The sequence below is a fragment of the Paracoccus sp. MKU1 genome, assembly GCF_001447385.1.
In the GTDB taxonomy this organism is placed as follows: domain Bacteria; phylum Pseudomonadota; class Alphaproteobacteria; order Rhodobacterales; family Rhodobacteraceae; genus Paracoccus.
The window spans coordinates 64,446-80,296 of record NZ_LLWQ01000162.1 but is presented as its reverse complement, the minus strand read 5'-3'; the positions used below and the strand labels follow the sequence as shown (position 1 = coordinate 80,296).

Below are 15,851 nucleotides of genomic sequence, written 5' to 3'. Positions count from 1 at the left end.
CTTTTGTAACGGGGTGAAACAATCGGCCCCGGGTTTCGCCGGGCCCCCGCCCCCCCTCCGCAACGCCATGGTTTTGCAAAAGAAAAGGACCGCCGGAGCGGTCCTTCACGAATCCGTCGTCGGAATCTTGTGATCGGCTCAATTCGCCTGACGGCGCAGGAAAGCCGGGATTTCGACATTGTCGCCGGCCCGGTCGGGGCTGGCCAGATCGTCGAAACCGGCATCGAACCCGCTGCGGTTGCGCGCTGCGACGCGCTCGTTCACCCGCTCGGCGATGGTCGAGGGCGCCGGCTTCTCGGCCTGCTCGCCATGGCCCGAGATGCGTTCGAGCATGCGGCTGAGCCCGCCCATGCGGCCTTGGACGCGGCCCTGCTCGGCGGGCTGCTGCTGTTGGGCCGGGCGCTGTTGCGCTGCGGCCTGCCGCTCGGGCGCCTTCTGCACGGCGGCGGCAAGGCGCTGCATCACCGCATCCGAGGGCGTGCCGGCCGGGGCCTGCGGACGGCGGGTCGGCGCCACGAAGCCGCCGGCATCGCCGTTCAGCGCATCGCCTTGCGCGGCCGGGGCCGCGGGCTGGCGCAGCTCGGGCTGATAGGCCGGGCGCGGCATATCGTCCTCGTCATAATGCGCGGCGGGGGCCGAAGGCTGCGGCCGCGAGACCGGCGCCGCTTCGGCAAGGGGCGCGGTGCGGCGCGGCGGCACCGGCAGCTCCTCCTCGACCGGCTTCTGCGCGACGGGCGGGTGCTGGGTCAGCGGCTCCTTCATGCCGCGGCGCGGCACCGGAACCTCGGCGACCGAAGCGTCGATGCCGGTCGCCACGACCGAGACGCGGATCGAGCCCTCCATGGACGGGTCCAGCGTCGAGCCGACGATGATGTTCGCGTCGGGATCGACCTTCTCGCGGATCTTCTCGGCCGCCTCGTCCATCTCGAACAGCGTGAGGTCGTAACCGCCGGTGATGTTGATCAGCACGCCCTTGGCGCCGTTCAGGCTGATCTCGTCCAGGAGCGGGTTGGCGATGGCCTTCTCGGCCGCCTGCACGGCGCGGTTCTCGCCCGAGGCCTCGCCGGTGCCCATCATCGCCTTGCCCATCTCGTCCATCACCGCGCGCACGTCGGCGAAGTCGAGGTTGATCAGGCCCGGCCGCACCATCAGGTCGGTCACGCCCTTGACACCCTGATAGAGCACGTCGTCGGCCATGGCGAAGGCTTCGGTGAAGGTGGTCTTTTCGTTGGCCAGCCGGAACAGGTTCTGGTTCGGGATGATGATGAGCGTATCGACGACCTTTTGCAGGGCCTCGACGCCCTCCTCGGCCTGGCGCATGCGCTTGGTGCCCTCGAACTGGAAGGGCTTGGTCACGACGCCGACGGTCAGGATGCCCATCTCGCGCGCGGCCTGGGCGATGATCGGGGCGGCGCCGGTGCCGGTGCCGCCGCCCATGCCGGCGGTGATGAAGCACATATGCGCGCCCATCAGGTGATCGACGATATCCTCGATGGTTTCCTCGGCGGCCTTGGCGCCGATCGAGGGCTTGGCGCCGGCGCCAAGCCCCTCGGTCACCTTGGGACCGATCTGGATGCGCTGTTCGGCCTTCGAGGATTGCAGCGCCTGGGCATCGGTATTCGCCACGACGAACTCGACGCCCTCCAGCTGCTTGTCGATCATGTTGTTGACCGCATTGCCACCCGCGCCGCCGACGCCGAAGACGGTAATGCGCGGCTTCAGTTCCTGCTCATCATTCAGCATCAGGTGAATCTGCCGTTCCATGTCTCGCCTGCCTTCATCTGTTGCGCCGGACATGTGCGCAGTCCGGTCGAATCCCCGTATGCTGGCCAGCCTAGCCAGATTCGGGCCGAGCGTCACCCGAAAAACACACCTGGCACACCAAATATCGCGGTAGGCGCTGGTGTTTTCGGCGGCATCTTGCCCATTCTGCTGCATGTGGTGGAGGCACCGGCCTGCACCACCGCATCCGGGTTCCGCGCTGCTACCAGTTGTTGCGGAACCAGCGATAGGCCCGGCGCAGGCTGCGCGCCGGATAGTGTTCGGCGGGCATGTCGAAATCCCACCATTCGTCCTGCGGATGCGCCGTCAACAGCGCCAGCCCGATGGCCGAGGAAAAGCCCGGCGCGGTCGCGTTATGCGGCAAGCCCTGGATGCGCAGCGGCCGGCCGATGCGCACGTTCTGCCCCAGCATGCGCGAGGCCAGCACGTCCAGCCCCGGGATCTGGCTGCCGCCGCCGGTCAGCACGATCTGGCGCGAGGGCATGCAGTCGAAGCCCGCCGCATCCAGGATCTCGCCGACCTTTTCCAGGATCTCCTCGACGCGCGGGCGCATGATCCCGATCAGGTCGGCGCGGCTGACGGCGCGGCGGTCGGTGTCCCAGTCGCCGGTCTCGCCGCCCAGCTCGATCATTTCGCGGTCGTCGCGGCCGGTGGCCTCCAGCCCGCCATGCAGCGTCTTCAGCCGCTCGGCCACGGCATGGCTGACGCGCAGCCCCTTGGCGATGTCCTGGGTGATCAGCTCGCCGCCGAAGCGGACGGCATCGGCGAAGATCATGTGCTTCTTGATGAAGACCGAAACCCCGGTGGTGCCGCCGCCCAGGTCGATGCAGGCGGCGCCCAGCTCCTGCTCGTCCTCGACCAGCGCCGCGAGGCCCGAGGCGTATGAGGCCGAGGCCACGCCCGCCAGTTCCATGTCGCAGCGCCGGATGCAATGCACCAGGTTGCTGGCCGCATCGCCGTCGATGGTCAGCACATGCATGTCGCAGGCCAGCCGGCCGCCCGACTGGTCGCGCGGATCCGACAGCCCCGAGCGGCCGTCAAGGGCAAAGTTCACCGGCTGGGCATGCAGCACCTCGCGCCCGCGGCCGAAATCCGGCACCTCGCAGGCGGCCAGCACCCGGGCCACGTCGCCCTCGCCCACCTTGCCGGCGGGCAGCACGATCTCGCCCGCCAGGCCATAGCTGGCCGGCCGGGCGCCCGAGATGCAGGCGATGACGTGATCGACGCGCACGCCGGCGACCTTCTGCGCCGACTGGATCACGGTGCGGATGGCGCGCTCGGTCTCGGCCATGGTCTCGATCTCGCCATAGCGCATCCCGCGCGAACGGGTGGTGGCGGTGCCGATGACGCGGAAATTCGACTGGCCGGCCATGGGGCCGACGCCGTCGGTCTCGCGGAACTGGCTGGGGCCGTCAAATTGCAGGACCAGGCAGGCGATCTTCGAGGTTCCGATGTCCAGAACCGCGATGACGCCGCGCTGCATGGCCTGGCGGCGCATGTTCCGCATCGCCCGCTGGCCCTGATACAGATCCTTCATCTCCGCTGCCTCCTCAAGCTGTTAGCCGCTCTTTTTCGTGGTTTTCGCCGCCTTGCCCGCCGTCGCCTCCGGCGCAAGCGGCGTTCCGTCCGGACCCAGCTCCGGCTGGCCGCGGGCCTGGCGGATGGCGTTCTGGGCCTCCAGTCCCAGCCGGACCACCGGCCGCGCCTCCTGCCGCAGATCGACGACCGAGATGTCGCGCTCCAGCATGTGCATGGCCCGGTCCAGCGCGATGGCACGCTCCAGCGCCTGCAACGCTTTGTCCTCGGGCAGCTTGATGCGCTGGCCGCGGTCCAGCACCACGTCCCAGCGCCGCTCGCCCATGCGCTCCAGCCCGCGCAGGCGCGGCAGGATCGGCCCAGCGGCGTCGATCAGCGCCAGCGCCTCGCGCGCGGCACGGTCGGCGCCCTCGCCGGCGATGATCGGCAGATCGCCGCGCACCTCGCGCGAGGTGACCGATGCGACGCGATGCCCGGTCTTGTCCAGCAATTCGATGCCGCGCGCATGGCGCCACAGCACCGCCGGCACGCGTTCGGTCACCACGGCCGACAGCACCCCGCCCGGCTTGATGCGCAGGTCCACCGCCTCGACCGCATCCAGCTTCAGCACCCGCTCGCGCAGCTTTTCCAGGTCGATGTCGAAGCTCGAGGCCGGCAGTTCGACCGGCAGCATGGCGCGCAGCCCCTTGTCCACCACCGGCGAGGCGCCCTCGATGGTCATCATCTTGACCATGAATTCGTCGCGGTGCTGGACGCGGTCCACAATGGCGTCGATGCCGCCGGTCAGATTGGCGCGGCGGGTGTCGTCGGACAGCCAGATCCCGGCCACCAGCGCCGCCAGAAAGGCCGGCAGGCCGACATGCACCAGCCGCCGCACCAGCGGCCGCAGCATCATCCGGTTCAGCCGATAGGCCAGCCGCGAGGGCGCGGGATCCTTTCGCGGCACGCGCGCCGCCATCGGTGCGGGGCGCGCGGGCGCGGGGCGCACCGGCGCCGGGCGCCCGCCGTCGCCCTGTCCGCGATGGAAGGGGTTCAGGCCCTGCATAGCGCCTCCTCGACGATCCAGCGGCAAAGCGCGGGGAAATCCATGCCGGCATGGGCCGCCTGCTCGGGGGCAAGCGAGGTGGGGGTCATGCCGGGCTGGGTGTTCACCTCCAGGATGATCAGCCCGTCCAGCCCGCGGCTGTCGTCCCAGCGGAAATCGCTGCGCGACAGCCCCCGGCACCCCAGCGCCCGATGCGCCTGCACCGCATGGTCGCGGCAGGCGGCGGCGATGTCCTCGGGGATCTCGGCCGGGATGACGTGGCGCGAGCCGCCGGGCTTGTATTTGGCGTCGTAGTCATACCAGCCCTCGGTGACGATCTCGGTCACGCCCAGCGCGCGGTCGCCCAGCACCGCGACGGTCAGCTCGCGCCCCGGGGCATAGGTCTCGACCATCACCCGGGCGGGCATCTGCGGGGAAAGCTGCGGCGGGCCGTTCGCGGCCTCATACACGAGATAGACCCCGACCGAGGAACCCTCGTCATTCGGCTTGACCACATAGGGCGGCGCCATGACATGGCGGGTGCGCACCTCGTCGGCATCGGCGATCAGGCCGTCCAGCACCGGCAGGCCGGCAAGGCGCAGGATCTCCTTGGCGCGGGTCTTGTCCATGGCCAGCGCCGAGGCCAGCACGCCGGAATGCGTATAGCGGTAGCCCAGCCATTCCAGCAGGCCCTGCACACAGCCGTCCTCGCCCCAGCGGCCATGCAGGGCGTTGAAGACCACGTCCGGCGCATGTTCGGCCAGACGCGCGGGCAGATCCCTGCCCGCATCCAATTCGACGACTTCATAGCCCGCCTGCCGCAGCGCAACCGCGCATTCATGCCCCGATGAGAGCGACACCTCGCGCTCGGCCGAGGGTCCGCCCATCAGGACTACGACTTTCGGGGCCGTCCTGCTCGACCTGCCCGCCAATTTCTGCCTCATGTCCCCGGTTGATCCGGGTATTTGTCGGGTCAGGATAGCCGCTCGGGCGGAATCGCAAAAGTCCCTTTTCGCGTTTCGCGCGATATTTCCGGCAATGCCGGCGGGTTACGGCCGGTTCCTAGGGCCGGCCTACGCGGATGACTTCCCATTGCAGATCGTGCCCGCTGGTCTCGCGCACCTTCTGCCGCACCAGCTCGCCCAGGGCCTCCAGCTCGGCAGCGGTGGCCCCATCGGCATTCAGCAGGAAGTTCGGATGCTTTTCCGACATCTGCGCCCCGCCCAGGCGGTGGCCGCGCAGGCCGGCAGCATCGATCAGCGACCAGGCCTTCAGCTCGTGGCTGTCATCCGCCCGCCCGGTCGAGGAGAACCCGGCCGGGTTGCGGAAGGTCGAGCCGGCGCTGCGGTCCCGGGTCGGCTGGCTGGCATTGCGCCGTGCCAGCTGCTCCTCCATTCGCGCGGCCAGCTCGGCGGGATCGCCCGGCTCGGCGCGGAAGCGCGCCTCGGTCACGACCCAGCCCTCGGGGATCTCGGAATGGCGATAGGCCAGGCGCAGGTCGGCGGCCGCGATCTCGTGCAGGCTGCCGTCGCGGGCCACGGCGCGGACCGAGATCAGGTGGTCGGCGACATAGGCGCCATAGCAGCCGGCGTTCATCCGCACCGCGCCGCCGATGCTGCCGGGAATGGTGCGCAGGAAGGTCAGGTCCAGCCCCGCCTCGGCCGCGCGGCGCGCGACATGGGCGTCCAGCGCCGCTGCGCCCGCGGTGACGATGCCGCCGTCGCAGGCGATGGCGTTGAAGCCGCGCCCCAGCCGGATCACCACGCCACGGATGCCGCCGTCGCGCACGATCAGGTTCGAGCCGACGCCCATCGGGAAGACCGGCAGCGCCGGATCGAGGCCGCGCAGGAAATCGGCCAGGTCGCCCTCGTCCGCGGGCTGGAACAGCCAGTCGGCCGGGCCGCCGACGCGCAGCCAGGTCAGGTCGGCAAGGGCTCGGTTCGGGGTCAGGGCGCCGCGGGGCGTGGGAAGCGTCTGGGTCATGCCGCGCTCCTAATCAGCGCGGGCCGGGCCGTCAATGCGGCCGCATCCGCAGCACCGGCCCTGCGCGGCATGTCGCAAGCCGGCGGATGCAGATGCCCGCCAGCTGCACGGCGCTCAATGCGCCATCATCTCGGCCACGATCTGCCCGCCATCCAGCGAGGCGGGGTAATAGGTCGGCCAGTTCGTCACCTCCTGCAACAGCGCCGCACGGTCGTTGCCCCAATAGAGGTGGTAATGGTCGGCCTTTTCGGGCGCGATGCGGTGGTCGCTGAACTGGATGAACTGCGGAGCCGCCTCGTCGCCGGCGATCTTCCTGAAGACATAGCGCACGCCGCGGTTACCCTTGGCATAGGTCAGGATCTCATGGCCGTCGCCGGCATATTGCCCCGAGATCGTCTCGCCGCCCTTGTGGAAGCTGACGCGGTCGCCCTCGATGGCGATGCGGTCGATGTCGGTCTTGTAGCCGGTCTCGTAATAGGCGCGGTATTCTTCGGCGGACTTGTCGCCATGTTCGGCCTTATGCGCCATGACCGGGTCCAGCGTGCCGTCGCGCAGATAGGGATAGACCGATTGCCAGTCGCCCCGCCAGTCCGACAGCGGGCGGTCCTGGACCTGACCGTCCTCGAAATAGCCAGCGTGGATCGCATCCCGGCCGGCGTCCTTGTGCTCATGCGCATGATCATGGCTGTGGTCATGGCCGGCATCGCCGGTCTGCGCGATCGCCCCGGCGGCGAAGAGCAGCATCGAACCCAGCGCCAGTGCGCCGATTTGCGTGGTGATGGCCTTTTGCATCTGGTCGAACCCTTTGCGGTTTGTCGGTGGAGGATATGTAATGTGATTACATTACATATATTGCCTAGACGGCTTTCCTCGCCATGACAAGGGCAGGCGCAAGATTCGCGCAGCGGCGGGTGGGGTCATTCGACCGCGCTGAGGATCACCGCCAACGCGGCAAAGGCACCAAGGCCCATCAGGTCCCAGGCCGGGCGTAGGGCCGCACGCGGCGGGACAGGCGGTCGAAGCCGCTCATAAAGCCAGCGCAACAGCGCCCCGGCCAGCACGCCGCCGACGGCGATCAGCATCAACAGACATAGCAGCGCACCGACGATGCCGGCCAGATAGCCGCCGGTCTTGCTGTCCCCGATCAGATAGCAGAGCCCCGCCGAGGCCAACAAGGCGGCAAGCCCCGCCGCCAGCACTCCGAAAGAGCGAGAGGCCATGCGTCCTGCGCCGAACCACAGCGTCACCACCAGCGTGGCGGCAACGATCAGCCAGACGATTTCCATCCCCTCAATGCGCGCCGTGCCGGCCGCGGCGGCGCGAGCCCAGGGGCGGCCAGACCAGCAGCGACAGGCCGAGCGCCAGGAACAGCACGCCGAAGCCCGGGCCGCACAGATAGGTCAGCCAGCCCAGCACCGGCACGCCGCACAGCACCAGCGCCCAAAGCGCCGAATGGCGCCAGCGCAGCCGCACGAAGGGCAGAAGGCAGGCCGCAACGCCCCAGAGCACGGCACACAGCGCCGCGGTGGCGGGATGGCTGGCCAGCGCGATCACGCGGCCTTCTCCGTCAGCCGCTCGGGCAGGTTGTTGGCCCAGGTCGAAATTGTGCCGGCGCCCAGGCAGACCACCATGTCGCCCGGCCGCGCCTGTTCGCGCACCAGCCGCTCCAGGTCGCCCTCGTCCATCACCGCGCGGGCATGGCGGTGGCCATGGGCGATCAGGCCGGCGACCAGGTCGTCGCGCGAGGCGCCGGGGATCGGCTCCTCGCCCGCCGAATAGACCTCGGCGATGCCGACCACGTCGGCCTCGTTGAAGCAGGTGCAGAAATCGTCGAACAGGCTGGACAGCCGGGTGTAGCGATGCGGCTGGTGCACGGCGATGACCCGGCCCCTGGTCGCCTGCCGGGCGGCCTTGAGCACCGCGGCGATCTCGACCGGGTGATGGCCATAGTCGTCGATGATGGTGACGCCGTTCACCTCGCCCACGCGGGTGAAGCGGCGGCTGACCCCGCCGAACCGGGCCAGCGCTTCGCGGATCTGGGCGCGCTTCATGCCCAGGTGGCGGGCGACCGCCACGGCGGCCAGGGCATTCGAAACGTTGTGATCGCCCGGCATCGGCAGGGTGCAGCCCTCGATCACCGGGATCTCGCCGTCGTTCAGCTCGGATTCGCCTTGCAGGGCGATGTCGAAATGCGCCACGCCGCTTTCATAGCGCAGGTTCACGGCGCGCACGTCGGCCTGGGCGTTGAAGCCGAAGGTCGCGACACGGCGATCCGTCAGCCGGCCGACCAGCGACTGCACCTCGGGATGGTCGGTGCAGCAGACGGCGAGGCCGTAGAAGGGGATGTTCGAGACAAAATCCTGGAAACCCTTGCGCAGCGCGTCGAAGCTGCCCCAGTGCTCCATATGCTCGGGGTCGATATTGGTCACGATGGCGATGGTCGCGGGCAGGCGGTTGAAGCTGCCGTCCGATTCGTCCGCCTCGACCACCATCCATTCGCCGGCGCCGGCGCGGGCGTTCGAGCCATAGGCGTGGATCACGCCGCCGTTGATGACGGTCGGGTCGAAGCCGCCCGCATCCAGCAGCGTCGCGACCATGGTGGTGGTGGTGGTCTTGCCATGCGTGCCGGCGATGGCGACGTTGGATTTCAGCCGCATCAGCTCGGCCAGCATCTCGGCCCGGCGCACCACGGGCAGGCCGCGGCGGCGGGCCTCCTCAAGCTCGGGATTGCCCTTCTTGATGGCGGTCGAGATCACCACCACGCCGGCTTCGCCAATGTTTTCGGCGCGCTGGCCCTCGAATATGGTAGCGCCCAGGCTCTCCAGCCGGTCGGTGATCTTCGAGCGTTTCGCGTCCGACCCCTGCACCTGGTAGCCCAGCGTCATCAGCACCTCGGCGATGCCGGACATGCCGATGCCGCCGATGCCGATGAAATGGATAGGGCCCAGTTCGCCCGGGAGTTTGGTCGCTGCGTTCATCGGGTCAGTTCCGTCACTAGATCTGCAAGGCGCTGCGCCGCATCGGGGCGACCCAGCGAAAGCGCCGCTGCTGCCATGGCGATGGCGCGGGCGCTGTCGGAAAGGATGTCCCGCATGTCGCGCCTGAGGCTCTCGGCGTCAAGCACGGATTCGGGCAAAAGGATCGCCGCGCCGGATTCCGCAAGGGCACGGGCATTGGCGGTCTGATGGTCGCCGGTGGCGGCGGCATAGGGGATCAGGATGGCCGGGCGGCCGATCACGGTGATGTCGGCGATGGACGAGGCGCCGGCCCGGCTGACCACCAACTGCGCCTGCGCCAGCCGCTGCGGCACGTCGTCGAAAAAGGGCCGCACCACGGCATTGATGCCGGCACTCGCATAGGCGGCGGTCACGCGATCGGCATCCTCGGCACGGGCCTGATGGCTGACCGACAGGCGGGCGCGCATCTCGTCCGGCAGGCCGGCAATGGCCTCGGGCACCATGTCCGAGAGCACGCGGGCGCCCTGGCTGCCGCCGATGACCAGAAGGTTCAGCACCCCTTCTCCCGGCGGCAGATAGGCCGCGGCGGCATGGTCCAGCACCGCCCGCCGCACCGGATTGCCGGTATGGATGCCCGCGACGCCGGGCGGCAGTTCGGTCGGCCAGGTGCCGCAGGCGACGCGATCCACCCGCCGGGCAAAACCGGCATTCACCCGCCCCATGATGCCGTTCTGTTCGTGGATCATGCGCGGGATTTTCAGCACCAGCGCGGCGGACATGGCCGGGATGCTCGGATAGCCGCCGAAACCCACCACCACGGCGGGGCGGTCGGCCCGCATCCGGCGGATCGCCGTCAGGATGCCGGCGCCGATGCGAAAGGGCACGGCGAGCCTGGCCAGCGCGCCGCCGCGCGCGGTGGTGGCGGAGCTGACCACCTCGCGCGCGACCTCGGCCGGGAACGCGCCGGCATAGCGCGCGCCGCGTTCGTCCGTGGACAGCTTGACCCGCCAGCCGTGTGCCAGCAGCACCTCGGCCAGCGATTGTGCCGGAAACATATGGCCGCCGGTGCCGCCGGCCGCGATCAGGCACAGCGGCTGGCCTTGGGGCTGCGGGGCGCTCATCCCCGACCCCGGCCCAGCACGTCGCCGATGCGGCCCTGCGGGCGCGAGCGGGTCAGCGCCAGCAGCATGCCCATGGCGATGCCCGAGGCGATCACCGACGAGCCGCCATAGCTGACGAAGGGCAGCGTCATGCCCTTGGCCGGCAGCAGGCGCACCGCCACGCCCATGTTGATCAGCGCCTGCACGCCGAAGGCGCAGGCCAGCCCGGTGCCGGCGATGCGGACAAAGGGATCGCGCTCGTCCTGGAGCCGCAGCAGCGAGCGGACGACGATGGTGGCGTAAAGCGCGATGATGATGAGGACCAGGATCAGCCCGTATTCCTCGGCCGCGACCGCGATGATGAAATCGGTATGCGCATCGGGCAGCGACCACTTGACCGAGCCCTCGCCCACGCCCACGCCGAAGAAGCCGCCCTCCTGGATGGCATTGGTGGCATAGCCCAGCTGGGTGCGCGGATCGACCTCGGCGGCGAGGAAACCGTTGATGCGGCGGGCGAAATGCTCGGATGCGCCATAGGCGAAGACGCCGCCGATACAGGCCAGCCCCATCACCCCCCCCAGCAGGTAGAGCGGCGCCCCGGCGATGAAATACATCACGCACCAGGAAAACAGCACCAGCGAGGCCTGGCCGAAATCGGGCTGCATCGCCAGCAGCAGCACCACGACCACGGCCAACCCGAAGGAGAAGGACTTGCCGGGCGGACCGCCGACCTCCTGGCTCGCGGCCATGAACCAGGCGCAGATGGCGACGAAACAGGGTTTGAGGAATTCCGAGGGCTGCACCGACATGCCGCCGGGCAGGCGCAGCCAGCGCACCGCGCCCTTGCCGAAATCGGTGCCGATGAAGGGCAGCACCATCAGCACCACCAGCGCGGCCAGAAAGCCCAGCACGCCGATCCGCCGCACCATCCGCGGTGAAAAGGTCGAGATCACCAGCATCACCGCCAGCGCCATGGCGCCGAACACCGCCTGGCGGGTGACGTAGTAGAACTGCGGCAGGCCGTTCTTTTCGGCCAGCGGCACCGAGGCCGCCAGGCCCAGCAGCAGCCCGACCGCGAACAGCCCCAGCACGCAGGCCAAGGACCATCGGTCCAGCGTGCGCCACCAACGTGGAAGAATCGGGTCACCTGCCCGTAGGGGCGTGGTGCCAAAGACCATCTCGGTCATGGGATACCGCCGTCACTGCCTCGATATATCTTGCCCGTTTTCCGGGTCTGGTGGGCAGCATAGCGCGATTGTCGGCACCGCGCTACTGCGGATTGGTTAACGCTACGGCAGCTTCGGATCACATCGCGCGGAGGCGGGCGGTATGGGCAAGGCCGGATCAGCTTGACATGCTGCGCCGAGGCGCACCCGACGCCTGCATGTTTCACCGTTGTCCAAATACCCAACAGCAACCGGGCGCGGACGCGTGGCACCGGCAGTCCCACGCTACGCCCACGTCACGCTACGCCCGCGCCTCGTCCTTGCGGGTGCGCCACAGCGACCAGCCGACGCCGGCGCCGAGGATGACGAAGGTGATGCCCAGCGAGACCGCGGGCGGGAATTTCGCCAGCCCCATCAGATCGGCCAGGAACACCTTGGAGCCGATGAAGATCAGCAGCACCGCCAGCGCCTGCTTGAGATATTCGAAGCGGTGGATGATCGCCGCCAGCGCGAAGAACAGCGCGCGCAGGCCCAGGATGGCGAAGATGTTCGAAGTGTAAACGATATAGGGGTCGGTGGTGATGGCAAAGACCGCCGGCACCGAATCGACCGCAAAGATCACGTCGGCGATCTCGATCATCACCAGGGCCAGCAGCAGGGGCGTGGCGTAACGGCGGATGCGGCCGGTCGCGGGGTCGGACCTCTTCACGACGAAGGCATGGCCGTGCAGTTCGTCGGTCAGCCGCATCCGGCGGCGCAGGAAGGCCAGGACCGGGTTCGATCCCATGTCATGCTCCTTGTCGCCGATGAACAGCATCTTGATGCCGGTCAGGATCAGGAAGCCGGCGAAGACATAGAGGATCCAGCCGTATTGCGCGACCAGCGTCGCGCCGACGCCGATCATGATGCCGCGCAGCACGATCACCCCCAGGATGCCCCAGAACAGCACCCGGTGCTGATAGCGGCGCGGAATCGACAGCGTGGCGAAGATCAGCGCGATGACGAAGACGTTGTCCATGGCCAGGGTCTTTTCGACCACGAAGGCGGTCATGTATTCCGCGGCGGCATTGCTGCCCAGCTGATACCAGACGAAGCCGCCGAACAGCACGCCCAGCGTGATGTAGAAGGCCGAAAGCTTCAGGCTTTCAGTCACGCCGATTTCCTTGTCGCCGCGATTCAGCACGCCGAGGTCGAAGGCCAGCAGCGCCGCGACGAGGCCGAGGAAGACCAGCCACAGCCAGATCGGCGTGCCGAGAAAGAGGGTCAGGTAGAAAGGTTCCATGTCAGGCTCCACGTTGAACGAAAGCCGGTGCGAAGCCTTGGGCGGGGAATGGGTTCCGGGCTGGCACCGAGCAGGGCTCGATGCGGTCCGACATCACGACAAGCGTCGTCAGAGGGGCCCGGTCCGCCCGCCCCAGATAGGGGCTCCGGGCCGGGATGCAAGGGCGGGCGGGTCGCTTTTCCGGGCGGCGGGCCGACGGGCGGGGACGGGCACCCCTTTTCCTTGGCCCCGCGCGGGACTAACTATCGCCAAGCCCAGCAAAAGGAAGGCCCATGCTCTACAAGACCCAAGCCGAATGGCTGGCCGCCCCGAGGAAGCGCGTGCTGTTCTTCGGCATGTCGGGGCTGGGCAAGACCTTCCTCGCCTCGATGCTGCGCGGCTCGGGGGAATGGTTCCACTATTCGGTCGATTACCGCATCGGCACCCGCTACATGGGCGAACTCATCGCCGACAACTTCAAGCGCGAGGCGATGAAGGTGCCGTTCCTGCGCGAGCTGCTGCTGTCGGATTCCGTCTATATCGCCAGCAACATCACCTTCGAGAATCTCGCGCCGCTCTCGACCTATCTGGGCAAGCCGGGCAGCGTGACCCGCGGCGGGCTGGAGTTCGAGGAATACATGCGCCGCCAGGACCAGCACCGCATGGCCGAGATCGCGGCGCTGCTGGATACCGGCCATTTCATCCGCCGCGCGCAGGAGATCTACAATCTGGGCAATTTCGTCTGCGATTCCGGCGGCTCGGTCTGCGAGGTGGTGGATCCCTTCGCCGAAAGCGACCCGGTGCTGGACGCGCTGGAGCGCGAATTGCTGCTGGTCTGGATCAAGGGCTCGGCCGCCCATACCGAAGAGCTGGTGCGCCGCTTCGACCGCGCGCCGAAGCCGATGTATTACCAGCCCGACTTCCTCGACCGGGCCTGGACCGACTACCGGGTCGAGAAAGGGCTCGCCGAGGAGCAGGTGAACCCCGACGATTTCATCCGCTGGACCTATGCCCGGGCGCTGGCCCATCGCCAGCCGCGCTACGAGGCCATGGCCCGGCGCGGCGTGACGCTCCTGGCCGAGGAGGTCGCGGCGGTAAAGATTCCCGAGGACCTGATCGCCCTGATCGGCCATGCCATCGAAAGACGGCCCTCCGAAGGAAAGCTCGACAGAAAGGATGCATGATGCCCATCACCCTGCCCAATGACCTACCCGCCTATGACATCCTGTCGAACGAAGGCGTCATGGTCATGTCGCCGGGCCGGGCGGCGACGCAGGACATCCGGCCGCTGCGCATCGGGCTGCTGAACCTGATGCCCAAGAAGATCCAGACCGAGAACCAGTTCGCCCGGCTGATCGGCGCCACGCCCTTGCAGATCGAGTTCCAGCTGATCCGCATGTCCGACCACGAAAGCCGCAACACGGCGGCCGATCACCTGCAATCCTTCTATCGCCGCTTCTGCGAGGTCGAGGAGACGGGCGAGAAGTTCGACGGGCTCATCATCACCGGCGCGCCCATCGAGCACCTGCCCTTCGAGGAGGTGACCTATTGGGATGAGCTGACCCGGGTCTTCGCATGGACGCAAAGCCATGTGCATTCGACCTTCGGCGTTTGCTGGGGCGGCATGGCCATGGCCTGGCACTTCCACCGGCTGGAAAAGCACCTGCTGGACCACAAGGCCTTCGGCTGCTTCCGCCACCGCAACCTGGCCCCTGCCAGCCCCTATCTGCGCGGCTTTTCCGACGACGTGCTGGTGCCGGTCAGCCGCTGGACCGAGGTGCGCCAGGACGAGGTGGACGCCATTCCGGCGCTGACGACGCTGATCGCCTCGGATCAGGTCGGGCCATGCCTGCTGCAAGACCCCTGCCATCGCGCGCTCTATGTCTTCAACCATTTCGAATATGACAGCACGACGCTGAAGGACGAATACGACCGCGACGTGGTCTCGGGCAAGCCGATCAACGTGCCGGTGAACTACTACCCCGAGGACGACCCCTCGCGCGCGCCGACGAACCGCTGGCGCAGCCATGCCCATCTGCTTTACGGTAACTGGATCAACGAGATCTACCAGACCACCCCATTCGACCTGAACCGCATCGGCGAGGCGTGACCATGGCCAGGAACGGCAACGGCAGGAAGGACGCGGCCGGCAAGGCGAAATCGCTGCCCGACCTGCCCTTCGTCGGCGCGATCACCCGCTATCTGGAAAAGGACGCGCCCGAGGCGCTGCGCAAGGCGGTCGCGGCCGCGGATGGCAAGCGCATCCTCGACCCCTCCTATCCCCATGCCGAGGAGATGAAGGGCAAGGATTACGACGACCGCATGGCCGGGCTGCAATTGCAGCTGGTGCGGCTGATGCGCGACGTGATCCATACCGGCAAGCGCATGGTGGTGCTGTTCGAGGGCCGCGACGCCGCCGGCAAGGGCGGCACCATCGAACGCGTGCGCGAGAACCTGAACCCGCGCTCGGCCTATATCGTCGCCCTGCCCAAGCCCAGCGAGCGCGAGGCCGAGGAATGGTATTTCCAGCGCTATGTCGACTGGCTGCCCGCCAAGGGCGAGATCGCGCTGTTCGACCGCAGCTGGTACAATCGCGGCGTGGTCGAAAAGGTCTTCGGCTTCTGCACGGATGCGCAGCGCGAGACTTTCTTTCGCCAGTTGCCGCTGTTCGAGAACATGCTGGTCGATGACGGCGTGATCCTGGTCAAGCTGTGGCTGGAGGTGGGCCGGGCCGAGCAGCTCAAGCGTTTCCTCGATCGCGAGCAGGATCCGCTGAAGCAATGGAAGCTCAGCCCCATCGACGTGGAGGGGCTGGCGAAATGGGAGGATTACAGCGCCGCGATCCAGGACACGCTGCTGCGCAGCCATTCCGGCATCGCGCCCTGGACGGTGATCCGCGCCGACGACAAGCGCCGCGCCCGGCTCGCGGCGATCCAGACCATCCTGCGCGCGGTGGATTTCGCCGGGCGCGACGACGAGGTGATCGGCCAGCCCGACCCGCAGATCACCGGCGGCCCCGAGATCCTGCCGGGATAGGCCGCC

The 15,851-nt window shown here is 68.2% G+C and carries 15 protein-coding genes; 3 read left to right on the top strand and 12 right to left on the bottom strand.

Features of this window, described 5'->3' with window-relative positions; translation table 11 throughout:
* Positions 1-138: 138 nt before the first annotated feature.
* From ftsZ to AQY21_RS12045, 12 genes are all read right to left on the bottom strand, one after another.
* Positions 139-1,764: a cell division protein FtsZ gene (ftsZ, locus tag AQY21_RS12100; protein WP_058097900.1), complete on the bottom strand. Its 1,626-nt coding sequence runs from the start codon at positions 1,762-1,764 to the stop codon at positions 139-141.
* A 220-nt stretch (positions 1,765-1,984) separates the two neighbouring features.
* On the bottom strand, positions 1,985-3,319 hold the full coding sequence (gene ftsA, locus AQY21_RS12095; protein WP_058097899.1) for a cell division protein FtsA: 1,335 nt from the start codon (positions 3,317-3,319) through the stop codon (positions 1,985-1,987).
* Positions 3,320-3,340: 21 nt separating this feature from the next.
* Entirely contained in the window at positions 3,341-4,363 is a 1,023-nt protein-coding gene (locus tag AQY21_RS12090; protein WP_058097898.1) for a cell division protein FtsQ/DivIB, read from the bottom strand.
* Positions 4,351-5,274, bottom strand: coding sequence for a D-alanine--D-alanine ligase (locus AQY21_RS12085; protein WP_203416489.1), 924 nt, complete (start codon positions 5,272-5,274; stop codon positions 4,351-4,353). Before AQY21_RS12085 ends, AQY21_RS12090 begins: the two co-directional genes overlap by 13 nt.
* A 130-nt stretch (positions 5,275-5,404) precedes the next feature.
* A complete protein-coding gene (gene murB / locus AQY21_RS12080) occupies positions 5,405-6,325 on the bottom strand; it encodes a UDP-N-acetylmuramate dehydrogenase (RefSeq protein WP_058097896.1) in 921 nt (306 codons plus the stop codon).
* A gap of 114 nt (positions 6,326-6,439) precedes the next feature.
* A complete protein-coding gene (locus AQY21_RS12075) occupies positions 6,440-7,117 on the bottom strand; it encodes a metal-binding protein ZinT (protein ID WP_058097895.1) in 678 nt (225 codons plus the stop codon).
* Positions 7,118-7,242: 125 nt separating this feature from the next.
* Positions 7,243-7,611, bottom strand: coding sequence for a hypothetical protein (locus AQY21_RS12070; protein WP_058097894.1), 369 nt, complete (start codon positions 7,609-7,611; stop codon positions 7,243-7,245).
* 4 nt (positions 7,612-7,615) lie between these two features.
* A complete protein-coding gene (locus tag AQY21_RS12065) occupies positions 7,616-7,879 on the bottom strand; it encodes a DUF2484 family protein (protein WP_058097893.1) in 264 nt (87 codons plus the stop codon).
* On the bottom strand, positions 7,876-9,303 hold the full coding sequence (gene murC / locus AQY21_RS12060) for a UDP-N-acetylmuramate--L-alanine ligase (RefSeq protein WP_058097892.1): 1,428 nt from the start codon (positions 9,301-9,303) through the stop codon (positions 7,876-7,878). Before murC ends, AQY21_RS12065 begins: the two co-directional genes overlap by 4 nt.
* Positions 9,300-10,403: a glycosyltransferase gene (locus tag AQY21_RS12055; RefSeq protein WP_058097891.1), complete on the bottom strand. Its 1,104-nt coding sequence runs from the start codon at positions 10,401-10,403 to the stop codon at positions 9,300-9,302. The genes murC and AQY21_RS12055 overlap by 4 nt, the downstream gene beginning before the upstream one ends.
* Complete coding sequence (locus AQY21_RS12050) at positions 10,400-11,569, bottom strand: putative peptidoglycan glycosyltransferase FtsW (RefSeq protein WP_058097890.1); 1,170 nt, start codon at positions 11,567-11,569, stop codon at positions 10,400-10,402. The genes AQY21_RS12055 and AQY21_RS12050 overlap by 4 nt, the downstream gene beginning before the upstream one ends.
* 280 nt (positions 11,570-11,849) lie before the next feature.
* The gene (locus AQY21_RS12045; protein ID WP_058097889.1) at positions 11,850-12,830 is read right to left on the bottom strand and encodes a TerC family protein; all 981 of its coding nucleotides are present in this window, start codon (positions 12,828-12,830) and stop codon (positions 11,850-11,852) included.
* A 272-nt stretch (positions 12,831-13,102) separates the two neighbouring features.
* On the opposite strand from AQY21_RS12045, the gene AQY21_RS12040 reads away from it, so the two are divergent.
* The 3 genes from AQY21_RS12040 to ppk2 are packed head-to-tail and all read left to right on the top strand — an operon-like array spanning position 13,103 to position 15,845.
* Positions 13,103-13,993, top strand: coding sequence for a hypothetical protein (locus AQY21_RS12040; protein WP_058097888.1), 891 nt, complete (start codon positions 13,103-13,105; stop codon positions 13,991-13,993).
* The gene (gene metA, locus AQY21_RS12035; protein WP_058097966.1) at positions 13,993-14,919 is read left to right on the top strand and encodes a homoserine O-succinyltransferase; all 927 of its coding nucleotides are present in this window, start codon (positions 13,993-13,995) and stop codon (positions 14,917-14,919) included. Before AQY21_RS12040 ends, metA begins: the two co-directional genes overlap by 1 nt.
* A gap of 2 nt (positions 14,920-14,921) precedes the next feature.
* The gene (gene ppk2, locus AQY21_RS12030; protein ID WP_058097887.1) at positions 14,922-15,845 is read left to right on the top strand and encodes a polyphosphate kinase 2; all 924 of its coding nucleotides are present in this window, start codon (positions 14,922-14,924) and stop codon (positions 15,843-15,845) included.
* Positions 15,846-15,851: the final 6 nt, after the last annotated feature.